The sequence below is a fragment of the Actinomycetospora callitridis genome, assembly GCF_028737265.1.
Taxonomy (GTDB): Bacteria; Actinomycetota; Actinomycetes; order Mycobacteriales; family Pseudonocardiaceae; genus Actinomycetospora; species Actinomycetospora callitridis.
Genome location: NZ_JAQZAK010000001.1, coordinates 530,998 through 551,768, shown reverse-complemented (window position 1 = coordinate 551,768; position 20,771 = coordinate 530,998). Strand labels below are relative to the sequence as shown.

Annotated in this window: 18 protein-coding genes; 7 read left to right on the top strand and 11 right to left on the bottom strand. The window is 76.2% G+C overall.

The window, feature by feature from the left end; all coding sequences use genetic code 11:
• The first annotated feature begins 22 nt into the window (after window positions 1-22).
• Complete coding sequence (locus tag PH191_RS02690) at window positions 23-991, top strand: helix-turn-helix transcriptional regulator (protein ID WP_274193081.1); 969 nt, start codon at window positions 23-25, stop codon at window positions 989-991.
• On the opposite strand, the gene PH191_RS02685 is transcribed toward PH191_RS02690, so the two are convergent.
• Together PH191_RS02685 and PH191_RS02680 are read right to left on the bottom strand one after the other, a co-directional pair.
• Window positions 955-1,590, bottom strand: coding sequence for an alpha/beta hydrolase family protein (locus PH191_RS02685; RefSeq protein ID WP_274193080.1), 636 nt, complete (start codon window positions 1,588-1,590; stop codon window positions 955-957). The genes PH191_RS02690 and PH191_RS02685 overlap by 37 nt on opposite strands.
• Window positions 1,587-2,375: an SOS response-associated peptidase gene (locus tag PH191_RS02680; protein ID WP_274193079.1), complete on the bottom strand. Its 789-nt coding sequence runs from the start codon at window positions 2,373-2,375 to the stop codon at window positions 1,587-1,589. Before PH191_RS02680 ends, PH191_RS02685 begins: the two co-directional genes overlap by 4 nt.
• 92 nt (window positions 2,376-2,467) lie before the next feature.
• Here PH191_RS02680 and aroA point away from each other — a divergent pair, with 92 nt between their 5' ends.
• Both aroA and rsgA read left to right on the top strand, forming a co-directional pair.
• A complete protein-coding gene (gene aroA / locus PH191_RS02675) occupies window positions 2,468-3,781 on the top strand; it encodes a 3-phosphoshikimate 1-carboxyvinyltransferase (protein WP_420791739.1) in 1,314 nt (437 codons plus the stop codon).
• A gap of 7 nt (window positions 3,782-3,788) precedes the next feature.
• Complete coding sequence (gene rsgA / locus PH191_RS02670; protein WP_274193078.1) at window positions 3,789-4,832, top strand: ribosome small subunit-dependent GTPase A; 1,044 nt, start codon at window positions 3,789-3,791, stop codon at window positions 4,830-4,832.
• A gap of 3 nt (window positions 4,833-4,835) precedes the next feature.
• Here the strand turns inward: rsgA and PH191_RS02665 are convergent, their stop codons facing one another.
• Complete coding sequence (locus PH191_RS02665) at window positions 4,836-5,432, bottom strand: nucleoside/nucleotide kinase family protein (protein WP_274193077.1); 597 nt, start codon at window positions 5,430-5,432, stop codon at window positions 4,836-4,838.
• Between the two features lie 17 nt (window positions 5,433-5,449).
• On the opposite strand from PH191_RS02665, the gene PH191_RS02660 reads away from it, so the two are divergent.
• Together PH191_RS02660 and PH191_RS02655 are read left to right on the top strand one after the other, a co-directional pair.
• Window positions 5,450-6,742: an FAD-binding domain-containing protein gene (locus PH191_RS02660; RefSeq protein WP_274193076.1), complete on the top strand. Its 1,293-nt coding sequence runs from the start codon at window positions 5,450-5,452 to the stop codon at window positions 6,740-6,742.
• Window positions 6,743-6,796: 54 nt separating this feature from the next.
• Window positions 6,797-7,585 (top strand): DUF5710 domain-containing protein, encoded by a 789-nt coding sequence (locus PH191_RS02655; RefSeq protein WP_274193075.1) that lies wholly within the window; start codon window positions 6,797-6,799, stop codon window positions 7,583-7,585.
• Between the two features lie 16 nt (window positions 7,586-7,601).
• Here the strand turns inward: PH191_RS02655 and PH191_RS02650 are convergent, their stop codons facing one another.
• The 3 genes from PH191_RS02650 to PH191_RS02640 are packed head-to-tail and all read right to left on the bottom strand — an operon-like array spanning window position 7,602 to window position 10,490.
• Window positions 7,602-8,105 carry a DUF6912 family protein gene (locus PH191_RS02650; RefSeq protein WP_274193074.1) on the bottom strand — a complete coding sequence of 168 codons (504 nt, stop codon included), beginning with the start codon at window positions 8,103-8,105 and terminating at the stop codon, window positions 7,602-7,604.
• The gene (locus PH191_RS02645) at window positions 8,102-9,067 is read right to left on the bottom strand and encodes a patatin-like phospholipase family protein (RefSeq protein ID WP_274193073.1); all 966 of its coding nucleotides are present in this window, start codon (window positions 9,065-9,067) and stop codon (window positions 8,102-8,104) included. The genes PH191_RS02650 and PH191_RS02645 overlap by 4 nt, the downstream gene beginning before the upstream one ends.
• A 7-nt stretch (window positions 9,068-9,074) precedes the next feature.
• Entirely contained in the window at window positions 9,075-10,490 is a 1,416-nt protein-coding gene (locus PH191_RS02640; protein WP_274193072.1) for a WS/DGAT/MGAT family O-acyltransferase, read from the bottom strand.
• A gap of 66 nt (window positions 10,491-10,556) precedes the next feature.
• Here PH191_RS02640 and PH191_RS02635 point away from each other — a divergent pair, with 66 nt between their 5' ends.
• On the top strand, window positions 10,557-11,342 hold the full coding sequence (locus PH191_RS02635; RefSeq protein ID WP_274193071.1) for a TrmH family RNA methyltransferase: 786 nt from the start codon (window positions 10,557-10,559) through the stop codon (window positions 11,340-11,342).
• A 106-nt stretch (window positions 11,343-11,448) separates the two neighbouring features.
• Window positions 11,449-11,991 (top strand): Rv3235 family protein, encoded by a 543-nt coding sequence (locus tag PH191_RS02630; protein ID WP_274193070.1) that lies wholly within the window; start codon window positions 11,449-11,451, stop codon window positions 11,989-11,991.
• Window positions 11,992-12,000: 9 nt separating this feature from the next.
• Here PH191_RS02630 and secA read toward each other — a convergent pair whose 3' ends face one another.
• From secA to mtrB, 5 genes are all read right to left on the bottom strand, one after another.
• A complete protein-coding gene (gene secA / locus PH191_RS02625; protein ID WP_274193069.1) occupies window positions 12,001-15,153 on the bottom strand; it encodes a preprotein translocase subunit SecA in 3,153 nt (1,050 codons plus the stop codon).
• 119 nt (window positions 15,154-15,272) lie between these two features.
• On the bottom strand, window positions 15,273-15,986 hold the full coding sequence (hpf, locus tag PH191_RS02620) for a ribosome hibernation-promoting factor, HPF/YfiA family (protein ID WP_274193068.1): 714 nt from the start codon (window positions 15,984-15,986) through the stop codon (window positions 15,273-15,275).
• Between the two features lie 141 nt (window positions 15,987-16,127).
• Window positions 16,128-16,967 (bottom strand): ComF family protein, encoded by an 840-nt coding sequence (locus PH191_RS02615; protein WP_274193067.1) that lies wholly within the window; start codon window positions 16,965-16,967, stop codon window positions 16,128-16,130.
• A 103-nt stretch (window positions 16,968-17,070) separates the two neighbouring features.
• The gene (locus PH191_RS02610) at window positions 17,071-18,873 is read right to left on the bottom strand and encodes an LpqB family beta-propeller domain-containing protein (protein ID WP_274193066.1); all 1,803 of its coding nucleotides are present in this window, start codon (window positions 18,871-18,873) and stop codon (window positions 17,071-17,073) included.
• Window positions 18,874-18,887: 14 nt separating this feature from the next.
• Window positions 18,888-20,720, bottom strand: a complete 1,833-nt coding sequence (gene mtrB, locus PH191_RS02605; protein WP_420791760.1) for an MtrAB system histidine kinase MtrB — start codon at window positions 20,718-20,720, stop codon at window positions 18,888-18,890.
• Window positions 20,721-20,771 lie beyond the last annotated feature (51 nt).

The following is a 20,771-nucleotide window of genomic DNA, read 5'->3' as shown; positions in this document are numbered from 1 at the left end:
GTTCACCGGCAGGATTCACCTCGTGCGCGACACCTCGGCCCGGATGCTGGCCCTCCTCTCGCTGCTGCAGTCCCGCCCCGACTGGCCGGGACCGGAGCTCGCCGCCCGCCTCGGGGTGAGCACCCGGACGATCCGCAACGACGTCGCGCGGCTGCGCGAGCTCGGCTACCCCGTCGATGCGGAGACGGGCCGGACCGGGCGCTACCGGCTCGGGATCGGGGCCTCCCTGCCCCCGCTGCTGCTCGACGACGACGAGGCCGTGGCGATCGCCCTCGGGCTGCGCGCCGGCACCGGGCTCGCCGGCACCCGGGAGGCCGGCGACCGCGCGCTCGCCAAGCTCGACCGTGTCCTGCCGCACCGCCTGCGCCGCACCCTCGCCGCCCTCACCGAGGCCACCGACCACGGACCGGAGAACACCGGGTCCGACGCGCCCGACCCCGAGGTCGACCCGGCGCTGCTGCGCACGCTCGCCGAGGCGATCCGCGACCGGACGTCGCTGCGGGTCGGCGGGGATGCCGAGGGACCCACCCGGCTCCTCGAGCCCTACCGCCTCGTGAGCTGGCAGCGCCGCTGGTACGTGGTGGTGCGCGACCCCCGGGACGACCGCTGGACGGTGCTGCGCGCCGACGGCCTGGAGCTGCGCACGCCAGGGGGCGGGCTCTTCACGCCCGTCGAGCCGCCCGAGGACCTCACCGACCTGGTGCTCCGCGAGGTCGCGGCGTCCGGGTGGTCGGTGCACGCGCGGATCGTGGTCCACGCCCCGGCCGCGGAGGTGCTCGCGCACATCAACCCCGCGGTCGGCGTCGTCGAGCCGCGCGACGGGCGCAGCTGCGTGCTCGTGACCGGCGCGGACAGCGTCGCGACCGTGTCCGCCTACATCGGGATGCTCGACACGGACTTCCACGTCGACGGCCCGCCCGAGCTCGTGGCCCAGCTGCGCACGACCGGCGAGCGCTACCTGCGGGCGGTGGCCGGCGCGGGGGCGGGCTGAGGGAGCACGCGCGCCAGCCACGGCGCCACCGCCGCGGCGACCGGCCCGCGGGCCTTGAGCGAGTGGTCGCCGGCGAGCACGACGACCTCGCGGGTGGCCGTGGGCCCGGGGATCCCGAAGCGGTCGCGCTCGCCGGAGACCGCGAGCACCGGCACCGTGACGGCGTCGATCTCGGGCCCCCGGTCGGCGCGGGAGCCGTCGCGGCGGGGCGGTGCGAGCAGGGGGAACGCCAGCGCGAGGACGGCGACGGCCCCCAGCGTCGTCGCCCCCCGGCAGGCCACCCGGGCGCCGGAGGACCGCCCGCCGTGCACCTGGGGGACCTCCGGGAAGGCCGTGCCCAGGTGCGCGACGACCGCGGCCCAGGCCTCGTCGAGCTGGGCGGCCGGCGCGGGGGCCTTGCGCCCGGCGACGCGGTAGGGCTGGAGGACGCGGGCGACCGCCAGGCCCGCGTCCAGGGCCGCCGAGCGGGCGCCGAGCAGGTCGGGCGCCTCGACACCGCCCCCGGCGCCGTGGCCGAGCACCAGCAGGGCACGCGGGCCGGCGTCGGGCCCGTCGAGGTGGACCTGGGCGGGACCGTGCGGGGTCTCGACCGTGATCACTGCGTGGCCGGGACGTCGGCCTCGAGGTCCAGGTCGAGGCCCACCTGCTCGGGCTCGTCGTGCCTCTCCTCGAGCAGCTCCGGCCCGTGGTTCTTGACGTTGTTGACCTTGGTGGACACCTGGCGCAGCTCGAACGACGTCAGCAGCTCGGGCGGGGGCGGCTCGAGGAGGTCGGTGGGGTCGTCGTTGTCCGGGTCGAGCCAGGCCTTCCAGCGCTCGGCCGGGAGCACGAGCGGCATCCGGTGGTGGATCTCGGTGAGCGGGCCCGCGGCGTCGATGGTGACGACCGTCGTGCTGATCAGCGGCGACGTCCCCTTCGGCGCGTCCTTCGGCCGCCACGTCTCCCACAGGCCCGCGAACGCGATCGAGCGCCCGCCGGGCAGCGTGATGAAGTACGGGACCTTGCGCCCGCCGGGGCCGTCGCGCTGCCACTCGAACCAGCCGTCGGCCGGGAGCAGGCAGCGGCGCCCCTTGGCCGCGCGGCGGAACGCGGGCTTGCTGGTCAGCGAGTCGGACCGCGCGTTGATCATCCGGCTGCCGACCTTGGGGTCGTCCGCCCAGCCGGGCACCAGCCCCCAGCGCATGGCGCGCAGGCTGCGCTCGAGCCGCTGGGGGTCGGCCTTCCCGGCGTCGTCGCGCGGGTGCCGGTCGACGACGGCGAGCACCGTGGTGGTGGGCGCGACGTTGTGCTCGGGACCGGGCCACGCGCCCTCGGTGGCGTCGACGGCGTCGAACTCCTCGGCGAGGGTCGCCGGGTCCTTCGCCTGGCTGTAGCGGCCGCACATGCCTCCATCCTGGCACCGGGCCCCGACACCCCGCCGACGATCACCCGTGGGTCCGCTCCCCCGGTGTCGCTCCGGCGCGGGAGGATGGCGTCATGACCGACGTGCTCGAGCCCTGGCCCGCCCCGACCGCGGGCGGGCCCGTGCGCGGGACGGTGTCGGTGCCGGGGTCGAAGTCGGTCACCAACCGGGCGCTGGTCCTCGCCGCGCTGGGCACCGACGGCGTCACCCGCCACGTCCGCGGGGCCGCCCGCTCGCGCGACACCACGCTCATGGCCGGCGCGCTCGAGGCGCTGGGCGCCACCGTCACCCTCGGCGAGGGCCGCACCGGCACCGTCGACCTGGCCGTCACCGCCCCCGGCACCTTCCACGGCGGACACGTCGACTGCGGGCTGGCCGGCACCGTCATGCGGTTCGTCCCGCCGCTCGCCGCGCTGGCCGACGGGCCCGTCGTGCTCGACGGCGACCCCCGGGCCCGCGAGCGGCCCATGGGCGGCATCGTCGCCGGCCTGCGCGGGCTCGGCGTCGGGGTCGAGGGCGAGTCCCTGCCGCTGACCGTCACCGGTGGCCCGCAGCCGGCCGGGGGCGAGGTCACCGTCGACGCGTCGGCCTCCAGCCAGTTCGTCTCCGGGCTGCTGCTCTCCGGCGCCCGCTACAGCCGCGGCGTCACGGTCGTCCACGCCGGCGAGCGCGGGGTGCCGTCGCTGCCCCACGTGGCGATGACCGTGGCGATGCTGCGCGACGCCGGCGTCTCCGTCGAGGAGGGCGTCGCGCGCTGGCACGTCGCGCCGGGCCCCGTGACGGCGCCGGCCGCCCTCGACGTCGAGCCCGACCTCTCGGGCGCCGCGGTCTACCTGGCCGCGGCCGTCGCCACCGGCGGCGAGGTGACGGTGGCCGGCTGGCCGGACACCGACCTGCAGCCCGGCGGGACCGTGCTCCGCGTGCTCGAGGCCTTCGGCGCCCACGTCGAGCTCGGCGCCGCGGGGCTCACCGTCCGCGGGCCCGGCCGGCTCCGGGGTGTGGACGTCGACCTCACCGAGGTCAGCGAGCTCACCCCCACCGTCGCGGCCCTGGCCGCGATCGCCGCCCGGGACGGGGCGACGTCGCGGCTGCGGGGCGTGGGCCACATCCGCGGCCACGAGACCGACCGCCTGGCCGCGCTCGCCGCGGAGCTGGGCACCGTGGGCGCCCGGGTGACCGAGACCGCGGACGGGCTGGAGATCGCCCCGGCGCCGCTGTCGGCGCCCACCCGGCCGTGGCGCGCCTACGCCGACCACCGGATGGCCACCGCCGGCGCGATCGTCGGGCTGGTGGTCGACGGCGTGCGCGTGGACGACGTCGCGGCCACCACCAAGACCCTGCCCGACTTCGCCGCCGACTGGCCGCTGCTCGTCGGCGCCGGGTCCTGAGCCGCCCATGTCACCGAGCGGGGCGCGGGGCGGCGGGCGCGGGGAGACGTCGCGCCTCGACGAGTCCGACGTCCGCGTCCGCCCGGGACGCGGCACCCGCCCGCGCTCGAAGCGACGCCCCGACCACGCCGACGCCGAGGCGGCGATGGTCGTCGCCGTCGACCGCGGGCGCTGGACCTGCGCGCCCGACGACGACCCGTCCCGGCGCGTCGTGGCGATGCGGGCCCGGGAGCTGGGGCGGACGCCGGTGGTCGTCGGCGACCGCGTCGACCTCGTCGGCGACGTGTCCGGGGGCGACGACGCCCTCGCGCGCATCGTCCGCGTCGCCGAGCGCAGCAGCGTCCTGCGCCGCACCGCGGACGACACCGACCCCTACGAGCGGGTCGTCGTCGCCAACGCGTCGCACCTGGTGGTCGTCACCGCGCTGGCCGACCCGGTCCCCCGCACCGGCTTCGTCGACCGGGCCCTCGTCGCGGCCTACGCCGGCGGGCTCGAGCCGGTGCTGTGTCTGACGAAGTCCGACCTCGCGGACCCGGCGGAGTTCGCCGCCAACTACGCCGAGCTCGACCTGCCGGTGGTGGTGACGCGGTCCGACCGCGATCCCGAGGAGCTGCGCGAGGTGGTCACCGGGCGGGTGTCGGCGCTGATCGGGCACTCCGGGGTCGGCAAGTCGACGCTGGTCAACACCCTCGTCCCGGACGCCGACCGCGCCGTCGGCGTCGTCTCGGGCGTCGGCAAGGGGCGGCACACGTCCACGTCGGCCGTGGCCCTGCCGCTGCCCGACCACTCCGGCTGGGTGGTCGACACCCCGGGCATCCGGTCCTTCGGGCTCGCGCACATCGCCCCCGACGACGTGGTGGCGGCGTTCGGCGACCTCGCGGCGGCGATCGAGGAGTGCCCGCGCGGCTGCGCGCACCTGGGTCCGCCGTCGGACCCGGAGTGCGCGCTCGACACCGAGGTCGCCGCGGGTCGCCTCGGCCCCGGGCGCCTCGACGCCCTGCGCCGGGTGCTCACCGCGCTGCGGACCCCGGCGTGGGAGACCGGAGGGTGAGCGTCACCCGCTGAGCACGACGTCGGCGCGGTACGCCGTCGCGGCGATCACCCGGGCGTTGGCGCCGTCGCTACCGTCCGCGCGGGCCACCGCCTCGGCGTGGCTGCGGCCGTGCCGCTCGTGGCGGGCGATCAGCCGGTCGCGGCGGACGTCCTCGTCGGGGGCGACGAACCAGGCCTCGTCCAGCAACGCGCGGATGCCGTCCCACGGGGGCTCGTCGAGCAGCAGGTAGTTGCCCTCGGTGACGACGACCAGCGCCTCCGGCGGGACCTCGAGGGCGCCCGCGATCGGCTCCTCGACCTCGCGCCGGAACTCGGGCGCCCACACCGTCGCCGCGCGGGAGCGCACGCGATCGAGGAACGCGACGTAGCCCGCGGCGTCGAAGGTGTCCGGGGCGCCCTTGCGGTCGCGGCGGCCCAGGCGGTCGAGCACCGAGTTCGCCAGGTGCCACCCGTCCATCCCCACCACGGCGACCTCGGGGCCGGCCAGCGACGCGGCGAGCGTCGACTTGCCCGCGCCGGGGCCGCCGACGATGCCGAGGACCCGGCGGCGGCCGTCGGTGCGGGCGGCGTCGAGGAGGTGCGCGATATCGGCTTCCACGACGCGCACTATCGCTGATGAGCGGGTACGCCCGGCCGGTGCAGCTCCCCGTTCCCGGTCCCGGGCCCGACGCCGCGGTGCGGTTCGTCCGCGAGCACCTCGCCGACCTCACGTGCGACACCCCGGCGGCCTCGGTGACCATCCGGGGCGGGCAGACCGCGGCGGACGCCGCCCTGGCCGCGCTCGACGTCACGGGCTACGCCGGGACCCGCAACCAGGTGTGGCCCCCGGAGCGCCGCGGCGCGTCGCGGATGTCGCCCTACGTCCGCTACAACCTCGTGGACCTGCCCACGCTCTGGGACCACGTCGCGGACGCGCCGTCGAACGACCGCCGGAAGTACCGCGACGAGCTGGCCTGGCAGGAGTTCACCCGCCATATCTACGCCCGCTTCGGGCGCGACGGCGGGCCGGCGCTGCGCGAGGAGCTGCGCGCCCGGCCGCCGCAGCCGCCCGAGGTGTGGGACGAGCCGTGGCCCCGGGACATGCGGTGCATGGACGCGACGGTGGGCGAGCTGCACGCCGACGGCTGGCTGGTCAACCAGACGCGGATGTGGCTGGCCAGCCAGTGGACCGTGCGGGCCGGCGCGCGGTGGCGCGACGGTGAGGAGGAGTTCTTCACCCACCTCCTGGACGGCTCCCGCGCCGCCAACCGCCTCAACTGGCAGTGGACCGTCGGCGCCGGCAACGGCAAGGCCTACGCGTTCTCCCGCTGGCAGGTGCAGAAGCGGGCGCCGGCGCTGTGCCGTGAGTGCGCCCTGCGCGACGCCTGCCCGGTGGCGTCGTGGCCCGCCGACCAGCGGACGTCCCGGGTCGCGGTCTCGGACCTGCTGCGCGGCGACCCGGACCCGGCGGTGACGGCCGGGCCGGAGTCCGCCGGCCCGGAGTCCGCCGGCCCGGAGTCCGCCGGCGCGGAGTCCGAGGTCGACGCCGTGTGGCTCACCGGCGAGTCGCTCGGGGACGCCGACCGGGCGCTGGTGGCCCACCCCGACGTCCCGGCGGTGTTCTGCTTCGACGAGCCGCTGCTGAGCAGGCTGATGCTCTCGGGCAAGCGGCTGGTGTTCCTCGTCGAGACCCTGGCCGACCTCGCCACCCGGCGTCCCGTCGAGATCCGGCGGGGCCGGGTCGCCGACGAGCTCGCCGGGCGTCGTCTCGCGGTGACCTTCGCGCCCGTGCCGGGGTTCCGCCGCCGGGCCGCCGAGGTCGAGCCCGCGGTGGTGCACCCGTGGCCCTGGCTCTTCCGCCCGCGCGCCGGTCGCCTCCAGTCCTACTCGGCGTGGCGCAAGGGGATGCCCGCACAGCCCGACCGCTGAGCGCGCCCCGGGCGTCGGGGCGACCTGCCATCCTCCCGGGCAGGGGTCGTCACGGTGGGGGTCGTCATGGTGCACGAGCAGCAGCCGTGGCTGGACGTGCCGTTCGGCGAGAAGGACGACGCCAAGGCCGCCGGCGCGCTGTGGGACTGGCGGGCCAAGCGCTGGTACGCCCCGCGGCCCGGGATGGCCGAGCTCGCCCGGTGGCTGCCCGCCCATCGGGACGAGACGCCTCCCGCCGAGGCTGCGTCTGACGAGGCTGAGCCTGACGAGGCGGCTCCTCCCGACCCGGCCCCGCCCGATCCGGTCGCCGTCCCTCCCGAGGTCCTGCTCGCCGAGGCCCTCCGGTGGCTGACCGAGCCGAACGTGCTGGCCCGGCTCACCCGGCGTCGCCCACCCTGGCGCGTGCTCCACGCCGTGCCCGCCGGCGCCGGGCACGGCGACCTCGACCACGTGCTGATCGGCCCGCCCGGGGTGGTCACCGTGACCGTCGAGCGCCACCCCGGGCAGGCGGTGCGCGTCGACGGCGACCGGTTCACCGTCGACGGCGAGGACGTCGGGCACGTGCCGCGGGCGCGCGCCCAGGCCGAGCGGGCCGGGCGGCTCCTCGGCGCCGCCCTGGGTGGGGACGCCGAGGCGGCGCCGCCCGTCATCGCCGCGCTGGCCGTCGACGCCGCGTCCGTGACCCCCGCGCCGGGCGGCGAGCTGCCGGCGGGCGTGCTGGTCACCACGCCCGCGAGCCTGTCGCGGCTGGTCACCGCCCTGCCCGCCGCGCTCGACGACCGGGAGATCGACGAGCTCTACGCCGTGGCGCGCCGCCTCGGCACCTGGACCCGCGACCTCTGACCGGCGGCGAGGGGTCCTACAGGAGCTCCAGCACGAACGGCAGTTCCTGGACGCCGTACCAGGCGAGCTCGTGGTCCTCGACGTCGCCGAGGACGAACTCGGCGTCCGGGTCGCCGAGATCCGCGGCGTCGACGACGGCCGCCGCGGCGCGCACGGCGTCCGCGGCCTCGACGAGGTCGAGGTGCACGGCGGCGAGACGCGCCATCGGGATCGGGCCGGCGACGCGGACGACGGCGTCGTCGAGGTCGGGACGCAGGGTCACGTCCTCGACGTCGGCGCTCACGACCGCGCGCCGGGGCGACGCGTCCGGGTCGTCGGCCAGTTCGGCGGCGAGCAGGCGCAGGGACGCGCGAGCGGCCTCGGACATGGCGACGTACTCGAGCTCCTCGTCGTCACCCGCCGCGTAGGACTCCCGCAGCCGTGGGGTCAGGGCGAACGCGGTGCCCGAGAGGGGCTGGAGCGCCTCGGTGTCGAGCAGCCGCCGCAGACCGGCCACCGTGGCCGGTACGTAGATCCTCACCGTTCTCCTGCCCTGTCGTCGTCCGCCCCGGCCCACCGCGCCGCCGTGGTGCGCAGCGCCACCTGCGCGACCTCGGCCTGCTTGCGGGGGTCCATGACGTTCCAGCCGGTCACGGCCCGGTCCTCGGCGCCCGGGGCGTGCTCGGTCACCGCGATGCCGGCCTCGCGGAGCCGCTCGATCTCGCGCGTCGAGCGGCCGCCGATCAGCCCCCGCAGCCACCCGTCGGTGGCCGCGACGGGATCCGACCACACCCGCGTCGTCTCGCCCGACCGGGCCAGGGGCACGAGCACGAGGGCCTCGTCGACGCGGGGCAGGTCGGCGTCGAGCAGGAGGTCCGCCGACGTCGCGGAGCACACCCCGCCGTCCACGTAGCGGCGCCCCGCGATCCGCACCGGCGAGAACCAGCCCGGCACCGCGCACGACGCCGTCGCCGCCTCGGCCATCGACGCCGGTGGTGCGCCGGCCCGGCCGAAGGGCACGCGCGCCCCGCTGTCGTAGTCCATCGCCACGATCCGCACCTGCGGGTGCTCGGGCCACGTCTCGCTCGACCACTTCGTGGCCCAGCGGTGCAGTCCGGTGGTGTCGCCCCGGCCGGTCGGCAGCAGCGCCGCCCCGAAGGCGAGCGGCGGGAAGCGCCGCGGGCGGCGGGCGATCTCGCCCAGCAGGCGCAACGAGCCGGGCCCGACCCGCGGCATCGGCGGTAGGCCACGGCGCGCCGTCGACGGCGGGGCGCTCTTCGGGCGCGGACGCGGCGGGGGCGGGTCGAGCAGCTGCCCGAGCATGTCGGACACCGGTACCCCACTGGCCAGCGCCGCGGCGACCACGGAGCCCGCCGACGTCCCGATCATCACGTCGGCCTCGCGGGCGTCACGGCCCGTCGCCTGCTCCCAGGTCGTCAGGGCGGCGACCATCCAGGCGTAGCCGAGCTGACCACCCGTGCCGAGGACGAGGCCGAGGCTCACGGCCGACTCACCGCGGGACCGTCGCGACGAGTTCGGCGAGCGCCTCCGTCACCAGCGGGCCGAGCTCGTCGACGTCGGCCATCGAGTCGCGGTCGGCGTTGAAGCCGTAGAAGACACCGCCGTCGTAGGAGGTCAGGCCCACCGCGAGGGACTGGCCCTTCGCCAGCGGCACCACGGGGTACATCTCGAGCATCCGTGCCCCCGCCGCGTACAGCGCGTGCTGCGGGCCCGGGACGTTGGAGACGACGAGGTTGAACAGCCGGCGCGCGAAGCCGTTGGCCGCTCGGGCGCCGAGCGCGTGCAGGGTGGGCGGCGCGAAGCCCCCGACGCGCACCAGCGCGTTCGCCCCCACCGACTGCCCGGACTCCTTGTGCTCGCGCATCGCGTGGGCGACGTGGTGCATGCGCAGCACGGCGTTGGGCTCCCCGACGGGCAGGTCGACGAGGTACGAGGCGATCTGGTTGCCCAGCAGGCCCGCGCCCGCGATCGAGCCCGTCGTCTCGGCGTCCCCGCGCACCGACAGCGGCACCATCGCCCGCATGGTCGTCGTCGGCGTCACCGACGCACCGCGGGTGAGCAGCCAGTTCCGCAGGGCGCCGGAGACGACCGCGAGCACCACGTCGTTGATCGTGCCGCCGTGGGCGCGGCGCACGGCGCGGTAGTCCTCGAGGTCGGTGCGGGTCATCGCGAACCGGCGCTGGGTGGAGATCGGGACGTTGAGCGGGCTCACCGGGGCCGGCCGCACCGCGGTACGCACCGCGGAGAACAGGCCCCCGGCGACGCCCGCCACCTTGGTGACGGTGTCGGCGGCGTCGCGCACCGCGTCGCGGGCGGCCTCGACGGCGTTGCCGGGACGGGAGACGTTCTCGCTGAACGCGTCGTACATCAGCCGCCACGACGACGGCTCGCTGCGCGCCACCCACACGTCCTCGGGGGTCGAGCGCCCCGAGGCGGTGTCGTCGAGCACGACCTGGCCGATGTCGATCGACGCGACGCCGTCGACCATCGCCTGGTGGGTCTTGGTCACGAGCGCGACCCGGCCCCCGGACAGGCCGTCGACCAGGTACATCTCCCACAGCGGACGGGTGTGGTCGAGCGGGCGCGACATGAGCCGGGCGACGAGGTCGCACAGCGCCCGCTCGGTGCCGGGAGGCGGCAGCGCGGAGCGCCGGACGTGGTAGGTGACGTCGAAGTCGACGTCGTCGATCCACACCGGCCGCGCCATCCGGCCCGGCACCTCGCGGATCTTCTGGCGGTAGCGCGGCACGAGGCCGATGCGGCTCGAGATGAGGTCGACGAGGCCGTCGTAGTCGAACCCGGACTTCGGCTTCCGGAAGAGGGACACGCTCCCGACGTGCATCGGCGTGGTCGGTTGATCCATGTAGAGGAACGAGGCGTCCAGCGCCGACAAGCGGTCCGGCATGGGCGCGATCGTCGCACAGGGCCGGACCGGCGGCCGTGGGTCGGGCGCTCTGCCAGGCTGGAGGTGATGACCCCCTCACCTGTGTCGGACGCCGGGCCCCCGGTCTCCCCCAAGGACACCTTCGTCACGGTCTACGGGCGCAAGCCGGTGCTCGAGGCGCTGCGCGACCCGGCGCTGGCGGTCGACAAGGTCGTCCTCGCCGAGGGGGCCGACCGCGAGGCGGTGCGCACGTTCACCGAGGCCGCCCGGGCCCGCGGGCTGGTGCTGCAGCGCGCCACGGCCCAGCGGGTGAAGGTGCTCGCCGGCAACGGGCGCCAGGACCAGGGCGTGCTCGCCGACGTCGTCGCGCCGCGGATGCGTCCGGTGGAGCACTTCCTCGCCGACCTGGACCCGGCCGCACCCGCACGGGTGCTGGTGCTCGACGGCCTGACGAACCCCGCGAACGTCGGGATGATCCTGCGCTCGGCCACCGGCGCGGGCCTCGAGGGCGTGCTGGTCCCCCGCCGCGGCGTGCCGGCCATCGACCCCCTGGTGATCAAGGCCTCGGCCGGGGTCGCCTTCCACGCCCCGGTCCTGCGGTCCCGGACGGCCGCCACCGGCCTCGCGGCGCTGGCCGAGGCGGGGTTCGTCCTGTTCGGGCTGGACGGCGCCGCACGGGAGTCCCTGTTCAGGGCCGAGCTCCCCGAGCGGGTCGCCCTGGTCGTCGGGGGCGAGACCGACGGGCTCACCGACGACGTGCGCGACGAGCTGCACGGGATACTGACGATCCCCCTCGCCGAGGGCGTCGAGTCGCTCAACGCCGCCTGTGCGGCCACGGTGGCCTGCTTCGAGCTCGCGCGCCGACGGACCTGACGGAACCGCCACCCTTCTCCGACCGGCGTGCCTAGGCTGGCCGCCGACCCCGCGACCCGGTCCTCCCCCGCCGCCGCGACAGCGCTCCGCCATGCCGGGAGGACCCGTGTCCGTCACGCCGCTCGCGCTCGTCCCCTGCACCGTTCCCGCCCGGGCCCGCCGGGTCGGCGCAGTGCCGATGCCCCGGGTCCGGCCGCTCGCCGAGGTACTGCCCCCGGCCCGGGCGACGGTGCCCGTCGATCCGGACGACGGGGCCCGCACGCGCCGGGCCCAGGACGAGCTCGACCGGCTCGCGGCGGCGCTGCGGCCCGTCGCGCTGCGCCTGCTGACGGCCGTGGCCGACGTGCTGGCGGGCCGGCGGCCGCCCGGCGACCTGGGCCCGCTCCTGGGCCCCGAGGCCCTCGCGACCCTGGTCCGGGCCACGCGGAAGGCCGCGGGTCCGCGGCGGGGAGCCGAGAGCGCGCGCCCCGGCCCCCGGGCCGGCCTGCGCGGCCTGCGCGTGTGCGCCCTCGGACCGCGGGCGGTCGAGGTCGTCGCCGTCGTGCACGGCCCCGAGCGCGTCCGGGCCCTCGCCGCGCGCCTGGAGCGCACGGGCGACGGCCCGGCCGACCCGGGCCACTGGCGCGCGGTGGCGCTGTGGCCCGGGTGAGGCTGGCTCTTACCCCGGGGTCCGGGGCGGCGCCCCGTGGCACTGCTTGTACTTGCGGCCCGAGCCGCAGGGGCAGGGCGCGTTGCGCGACGGGGTGTCGGCGCGGCGGGCCTGCTGCGGGTTGGCCCGGGCGGCGCCCCCGCCCGCGTCCGCCGCGGCGTGCCGCGAGGCCTGGCCGTCCTCGTCAGGCCCGATGTAGTCCAGCTGCTGCGGGCGATGACCGCCGAGCCCCGCGCCCCGGAAGGCCTCGGGCACCGACTCCTGCCCCAGCTGCGACAGCGCCGGGCCGGAGGCCGTGGGCGGGCCGGCCGTCTCCGGGGCGGCGTGCGCCCCCGAGCGCCGGCCGTCCCGCTGGCCGTTGCGCTGGCCGCCGCCGGGACGCTGCGACTCCGGCGCGGGCCCACGGCCCGGGCGGCCTCGCCCGCCCCGCGCCGCCGCCGGGGGCTGGGCCGCGGCGGGAGGTTGGGCTGCGGCGGGTCCGCGCGGCGGCACCGGGATCGCGCTGGTCGGCGCGCCGGCCACCCGCGGGTCGACCGGCAGCGGGGCGGCGCCGGCCGTGGTGCGCGTCTGGCTGGTGCGCGGGTCGGGCGTGTCCGGGGTGATCGCCGCCTGGACGCTGGTGTCCGTCGTCGGGTTCGCGCCGGGCACGGCGTCGACGGGGGCCTGCTCCTCGACCTGGATGGTCAGGTTGAACAGGAACGCGACGGACTCCTCGCGGATGCCCTCCATCATGGAGGTGAACATCTCGTAGCCCTCGCGCTTGTACTCGATCTTGGGATCGCGCTGGGCCATCGCCCGCAGGCCGATGCCCTGCTTGAGGTAGTCCATCTCGTAGAGGTGCTCGCGCCACTTGCGGTCGAGCACCGACAGGACGACCTGCCGCTCGAGCTCGCGCATCCCGCCCTGGGGCGCGATGGCGTCGATCTCGTCCTCGCGCTTGGCGTAGGCCTCCAGCGCGTCCTCGGTGAGCAGCTCGACCAGCATGTCGCGGTCGATGTCCTCCTGCTCCTCGACGAGGTCCTGCCAGCGGACCCCGACGGGGTAGAGCTGGCCCAGGCCCGTCCAGAGCTTCTCGAGGTCCCAGTCCTCGCTGTAGCCCTCGGACGTCGCGCCGTCGACGTAGGCCGTCACGGTGTCGACGATCATGTTCTGGACCTGCTCGGACAGGTTCTCGCCCTCGAGGACCCGGTGACGCTCGGCGTAGATCACCGTGCGCTGCTGGTTCATGACCTCGTCGTACTCGAGGATGTCCTTACGGGCCTCGAAGTTCTGCTGCTCGACCTGGGTCTGCGCGCTGCGGATGGCCCGGGAGACCATCTTGGCCTCGATCGGCATGTCCTCGGGCAGGTTGAACCGGGTCATGATCGACTCGACCATGGCGCCGTTGAACCGCCGCATGAGCTCGTCACCCAGGGACAGGTAGAAGCGCGACTCCCCCGGGTCGCCCTGACGTCCGGAGCGGCCGCGGAGCTGGTTGTCGATGCGCCGCGACTCGTGGCGCTCGGTGCCGAGGACGTAGAGCCCGCCGGCCTCCTTGACCTCGACGGCCTCGCGGGACACCTCGTCCTTGACCTCGGCGAGGGTCTCGTCCCACGCCGCCTCGTACTCCTCGCGGGTGTCGACGGGGTCGAGCCCCTTCGCGCGCAGGCGCTGGTCGGCGATGAAGTCGGGGTTGCCGCCGAGCACGATGTCGGTGCCGCGGCCGGCCATGTTCGTCGCGACGGTGACCGAGCCGCGCCGCCCGGCCTCGGCGATGATCTGCGCCTCCTGCTCGTGGAACTTGGCGTTGAGCACCGAGTGCTCCACGCCCCGCGAGGTCAGCAGCTTCGCCAGGTACTCCGAGCGCTCGACGCTGGTGGTGCCGATCAGCACCGGCTGGCCGCGCTCGAAGTGCTCGGCGACGTCGTCGGCCACGGCCTCGAACTTGGCGGGCTCGGTCTTGTACACGAGGTCCGCCTGGTCGACGCGCCGGGGCGGCTTGTTGGTCGGGATCGTGACCACGCCGAGCTTGTAGGTCTTCGAGAGCTCCGCCGCCTCGGTCTGGGCGGTACCGGTCATCCCGCAGAGCTTCTCGTACTGGCGGAAGTAGTTCTGCAGCGTGATCGTCGCCAGGGTCTGGTTCTCCGGCTTGATCTCGACGCCTTCCTTGGCCTCGATCGCCTGGTGCAGACCCTCGTTGTAGCGCCGGCCCACGAGCACACGGCCGGTGAACTCGTCGACGATCAGGACCTCGCCGTCGCGGACGATGTAGTCCTTGTCGCGGAGGAAGAGCTCCTTGACCTTGATCGCGTTGTTCAGGTACCCGACGAGCGGGGTGTTGGCGGCCTCGTAGAGGTTGTCGATGCCCAGCTGGTCCTCGATGAAGGACACGCCCTCCTCGGTGACCCCGATGGTCTTCTTGCGCTCGTCCACCTCGTAGTGGACGTCCTTGGTCATCTTCGGGGCGAGCCGCGCGAACTCGGTGTACCACCGGGCGCTCTGCTCCGCGGGACCGGAGATGATCAGTGGGGTGCGGGCCTCGTCGATGAGGATCGAGTCGACCTCGTCGACGATCGCGAAGGCGTGCCCGCGCTGCACGCACTCGGCCTTCGACCAGGCCATGTTGTCGCGCAGGAAGTCGAAGCCGAACTCGTTGTTGGTGCCGTAGGTGATGTCGGCCTCGTAGGCCGCGCGCCGGTCGGCGGCCGGCATGCCCGCGAAGATGGCGCCGACCTCGAGACCGAGGAAACGGTGCACACGACCCATCCACTGCGAGTCGCGCTGGGCGAGGTAGTCGTTGACCGTGACGACGTGCACGCCCTCCTGGGCGATCGCGTTGAGGTACGCGGGCAGCGTCGAGACCAGGGTCTTGCCCTCGCCGGTGCGCATCTCGGCGACGTTGCCCTCGTGGAGGGCGGCGCCGCCCATGAGCTGCACCGGGTAGTGGAACTGGCCCAGCGTGCGGGACGCGGCCTCGCGGACGACGGCGAAGGCCTCGGGCAGCAGGTCGTCGAGGGACTCGCCGTCGGCGTACCGCCCGCGGAACTCGTCGGTCTTCGCCCGCAGCTCGGCGTCGGTGAGCTCGGCGATCTCGTCGGCGAAGGTGTCGACGTAGTCCGCGATCTTGCCGAGGCGCTTGACCGTCCGAGTCTCACCCGCCCGCAGCAGTCGGTTCAGGACCACGGTGGTGACCTCGCTCGTGCTCGTCGGCGCTCGGGTGCGGGCCGGCCCCGGCGCGCGCACCGGCACGGGCCCGTCCCCATCGTAGGTGCAACGGGGACGGGCCCTGTGTGCCCGTGCCGTCAGGCGAGCGCGATCACCCCGTAGTCGTAGCCGTGGCGGCGGTAGACCACGCTCGGCCGCCCCGTCGCGGCGTCGGCGAACAGGAAGAAGTCGTGGCCGACGAGCTCCATCTGTGACAGGGCGTCGTCCACGCTCATCGGGACCGCGTGGTGCTCCTTGGTCCGCACCACCTGGCCGGGCCGGCGTTCCCCGGCATCGTCCCCGGCATCGTCCTCCGGCGCGACGTCGTCCCCGGGCTCCCGTGCGGCCGGGACGTCGACGCCCCAGTCGCGACCGTGCGAGTGGCCGTTGGTGGCCGGCTCCGCGGGCTCGAGCAGATCGGTCGCCGCCCCCGCGGTGCCCTCGAGCTCCTCGGTCGCCGTGATCGTGCCGGTCGCCCGGGCCACCGACACCGGCACACGACGGCCGTGGCTCACGCGGCGCCGGTCGTGGGCGCGGCGCAGCCGGGCCTCGAGACGTGCCACGGCCTGGTCGAGCGCACAGTAGAAGTCGGCGGAGCAGCCCTCGCCGCGGACCACGGGACCGCGACCGCGGCCGGTGATCTCCACGCGCTGGCAGTTCTTCGCCTGGCGGGGGTTCGGCTCGTGGGAGAGCTGGACCTCCATCCGCACGATCTTGTGGTCATAGCGCTCGAGACGCGACAGCTTGTCGGCCACGTGCTCGCGGAAGTGTTGGGGAACCTCGACGTTGCGTCCACAGAGAACGGTCTCCAAGACGACCTCCCGATCTGGGGGAAAACGATGCGCGGCCGTCTCCGTCAGGGGAGCTCGGGGCACACCGTCCTCGGGGGCCCGCGACCGCGTCGAACTGCGACGTTCGCGCCTCCTGTCGTTCACCTCGGCGGGTGTGGTGCGTCACCGTAGTGACTCCTGCCGGTCCTGCGGAAGGTCCGATCTGCCCGGGTAGGGCCACCCGGCGGGCACTCGACCGGACGGCTCACCCCTGGTCACGGGCACCGGCCGGGTGAGACGGGCGTCCGGGTCCGTACCCACCCGGACGAGTGACCGCCGGGCACGGGGGTCGGCCACGGTGAGCACCACGATCGCGTCCACCGGCCGGCCCGCCGCGGCGAGCAGGCGCGTCGCGGCGCGGGCGGTGGCCCCGCTGGTGAGGACGTCGTCGAGCAGCACCACCGCGCATCCCGGCGGCGGCAGCCCCCGCGGACGCAGGCGCAGGTGGCGCGCGAGGTTCTCGGCCCGGGCGGCCGCGTCGAGACCCACCGCGTCGACGGCCTTCCGCCCCAGCGTGAGCGCGCGGGCGACGCACGGCACCCCGGGCTCGCTCGGTGCCGCGCCCCGGACCACCGCCCGGGCCAGGCGCAGCACGTGGTCGCCACCGCGGGCACGCGCCGCGGCGGGACGCGACGGGGCGGGGACGAGCGCGGCGGGTGGGACGTCGTGCGCGCGCAGGCCGCCGGCGACGTGCTCCGCGAGCGGCCGGGCGAGCTCGCGGCGACCCCGCTCCTTGTAGGCCAGCAGGGCCTCGCGCGCGCTGCCCCCGTAGGGCGCGAGCGCGATCACCGGGGGCAGGCCGGGCAGGTCGAGCAGCGCCGGGCGTCGCCACCGGTCCCGGCACGCGGCGCACCAGCGCTCGCCGTCGGCCCCACAGCCGGGGCACGGGGCGGGCAGCAGCAGGTCGGCGAGGGCGAGCAGCGCGTGCTGGGCCCGCTGCGTCTGCCGAGCTTGCTGGGGCACCCCGCCAGGCTCGCGCCGCGGGTGCCCCGACGGCCAGGGTCGCGTCCGGGCCTGGGGACGCATCCGGGCGATGGGGACGGAGTGCTGTGTGGCGAGCGCTGCCTCAGCCCGGGTACGCCGGCACGGTGGAGGGGCCGAAGCCCGGCACCGCTTGCCACACGTCGGTGCCGGACCCGCTCTCGCCGCCCAGGGGCAGGGTCCAGGTGCCGCCCTGGTCGGCCACGACCAGCGGTCGCCCGGGCCGGGCCGCCACCGCGGTCACCGGCGGCGTGATGTTGGTGGTCGAGAGGGACTCGAGGTCCAGGCCGTCCACCGAGACCAGCGTGACCGGCCGGTCGGCCCGGTTGCCGACGGCGACGAGCTGGTCGGTGCGGGTCCAGCCGACGTCGAGGACCTGGTCCAGCGACTCGGGCCGCAGCGCCGCGACCGACCCCAGCCGGGCGTTGCCCGCGCCGTCGCGGGCGATCGCCGCCACCAGCACCCGGCCCCCGGAGACGAGCGCGACCCGCGCCCCGTCCGGCGAGATCCGCAGCGCCGACAACGGCCCGAGCGCCCCCGGCGCCGCGGTCACCCCCGCCGCGACCAGCCCGGACGCGTCGACGGGCAACGGGCGTACGGCCCCGGGCGGCCCGGCCCGCGTCGCCCGCACGACGGTGGCGCCGTCGGCGACCGACCACACCTCGTTCGAGTCCGGGGTCCACGACGGCCGGGCCAGCGACCGGCCCTCGATCCCGCTCGCGGCGAGCTCCGACCCGCCGGCGCCCGTGAGCAGGCGCATGCGCGGGACCGCCGGGTCGGCGGACACCCCGTCCTGCGCCACGAGCGCGACGTCGCCGTCGGCGCTCGCGGACGCGGACGCCGCCTGGTAGGTGCCGCGCCCGGCCGGGCCGCCCGCGGGCTCCCCCGAGAGCAGGCGCAGGCGCCCGTCGTCGGCGACGAGGACGGGGACGTCGGACTCGCCCGGGCCGCCGACGACGGGATCGACGGGCAGGTCGGGGCGCCGGGCGACCTCGGGCGGCAGGCCGGCGAGCGCGGCGGCGATGTCGACCTCGGGGACGCCGGGCAGCAGGGGTTCGCCGTCGACCAGCAGCTCCACCCGGGGCACCCCGATGCCGGCCAGCGTCAGCGTCACCTGCTGCGCGACCTCGCGGCGCCGGCGGTCGTCGAGGGGGCCGGTGCGGGTGAGGTCGACGACCGCGGTGCCCCCGGGCGTGATCGTGACGTCGGAGCGGAGCGCGGTGCCGACGGGCAGGGCGCTCACGGCGGCGCCCGCGAGCGACTCCGAGGGGCCGGCGAGCAGGTACTGGATCGTGCGCGTCGGCACCGAGCGCGCCGGGGTGGTGGCCAGGTAGCGGGGGTCGGAGACGGGGCTCGCGCGCTGCGGGTCGAGGAACCACGTGCGCACCGGGCGGGTGTTGGCGCGCAGGTCCGAGCGCCGCACGATCGTGCCGGTCGGCAGCGAGGAGATCCGCCACTGGCCGTTCTGCTCGGTCAGCCCGACCTCGACCTCCACGGGACGCACGCCGGCGTCGAAGACCCCGTCGGGCGTGAGCACCCCGAGCGCCGTGGCCCGGACGCGGACCCGCGCCTCGCCCACGGGCACCGGGCGGTCGACGAACACGGTGTCCACCTGGTCGGAGACGACGACCGGACTGGCCCCGTCGTCCCACGTGCCGGCCGTCGCCGAGGTGAGGAACCCCCGCGCGGCGCGGTGGCGCTCGGCGGTGGCGCCGGAGGCGAGCACCCAGCCCCGGACGGTCTCCAGCGGCCCGGCGTCGCGCGCGGGGCCGGGCGGCGCAGTCGGCTCGGCGGCGTCGCCGACCTGCCGCAGCACGGTGACCTCGGACGAGCCGGGCACCGACGCGCAGCCGGCCGCGAGCAGCACCGTGAGGAGGAGCAGCACCACCCGGCGCATCCGCGTCACCGGATCACCGAGGACGTGCCCGGCCCCGAGGGCGGTGCGGGATCGGGCAGGGTCGGTTCGGGCAGCGTGGGCTCGGGCAGGGTCGGTCCGGGCAGGGTGGGCTGGGGCAGGGTGGGCTGGGGCAGGGTCGCCTCGGGCATGTCCGCCCCGCCGTTCGTCGTGTCCCCGTCGCTCGTGTCGGCCTCGGGCGGGGGCAGGGCGGTGCCCGCGGTGGGCGCGGCGTCGTGGATGCCGGGCTCGGCGGCGGCCGGGGCGGCCGCGACCGGCAGCAGGGGCAGCGGGCTCGTGCGCAGGCGCTCGCCGTGGCGCAGGGGCAGCGTCAGGCGGAAGACGGCGCCCTGGTCGACCTCGCCCCAGGCCTGCAGCCAGCCGCCGTGCAGGCGGGCGTCCTCCAGGCTGATCGCCAGCCCGAGCCCGGTGCCGCCGCTACGGCGCTGGCGGGACGGGTCGGCGCGCCAGAACCGGTTGAACACCAGCCCGGCCTCGCCCGGCTTGAGGCCGACGCCGTGGTCGCGCACCACGACCGCGAAGGCACCCTCGTCGGCGGCCAGCCGCACCTCGATGGGCCGGCCCTCGCCGTGGTCGATCGCGTTGGCGAGCAGGTTGCGCAGGATGCGCTCGACGCGGCGCGGGTCGACCTCGGCGAGGACCTGGTCACCCAGGTCGAGCAGCAGCGGGGTGCCGGTGGCCTCGACGAGGTGCCGCACCGTCTCGGCCGAGCGCCGCACGATCGCGCCGACGTCGACCTCCTCGAGGCCCAGCTCGGCCATGCCGGCGTCGAGGCGGCTGATCTCCAGCAGGTCGGCGAGCAGCGTCTCGAAGCGGTCGAGCTCGTCGACGAGCAGCTGCGCCGAGCGCGCCGACGTCACCTCGGCGGGGTCGACCTGGGCGTGCAGGACCTCGGCGGCCATGCGCACGGTGGTCAGCGGCGTGCGCAGCTCGTGGCTGACGTCGGAGGTGAACCGGCGCTGCAGCGCCCCGAACTCCTCGAGCTGGCGGATCTGCGACTGGATGCTCGCCGCCATCTCGTTGTACGACTCCGCGAGCCGGGCCACCTCGTCGTCACCGTGGACCGGCATGCGTTCGTCGAGATGGCCGTCGGCGAACCGTTCGGCGACGTCGGCGGCCTGGCGCACCGGGCGCACGACCTGGCGGGTGACCACCGACGAGATGCCCGCCAGCAGCACGAGCAGGACGCCGGCGGCGAGCGCGAGCGTGCTCTGGACCAGCGCGAGCGTGCGCTGCTCGGCCGAGAGCGGGAAGAGCAGGTAGAGCTGCAGGTTGCGGCCCGCGGTGCGCACCGGCTGGCCGACGACGAGCGTGGGCACGGGCGCGGCCTGGTCCGACGAGGCGACCGTCAGGTACTTGGTGGCGAGGAAGCCCTGGAGCACCGGGGCCCGCAGCTGGGGCGGGATGACCTCGGCGGGCCCGGCGCTGACCTCCACCGTCGCGCCGCCCGGCACCGTCGGCAGGGCGCCCGGGGCGCCGGCGCCCACGGTGTCGGAGCCGGCGATGAGCACGGCGTCGAACGCGCCGGCGTCGCTCGTCGGGTCGCTGCCCCGGGCCAGGCCGTCCTGGTCGGCACCCTGGCCGCTGGTGGAGAGCCGGTCGAGGACGTCGTCGAGCACGGCCTGGGCGCCGTCGCGGTCGGGGTCGATGCGCGCGAGGTCGCGCTCGAGGGCCTGGCGGGAGATGTCCGCCTGGATCAGGGCGGCCTGCTCCTTGCCCTGCACCAGCCGGTCGGCGATCTGGGTCTGCAGCACGAGGCCGAGCACGGCCACGACGACGACGGACATGGCCAGCGTCGACAGCACGACACGCAGCTGCATCGAGCGCCGCCAGAGCACCCGGACCTGACCCACCCGCTCGGCGGCGAAGCG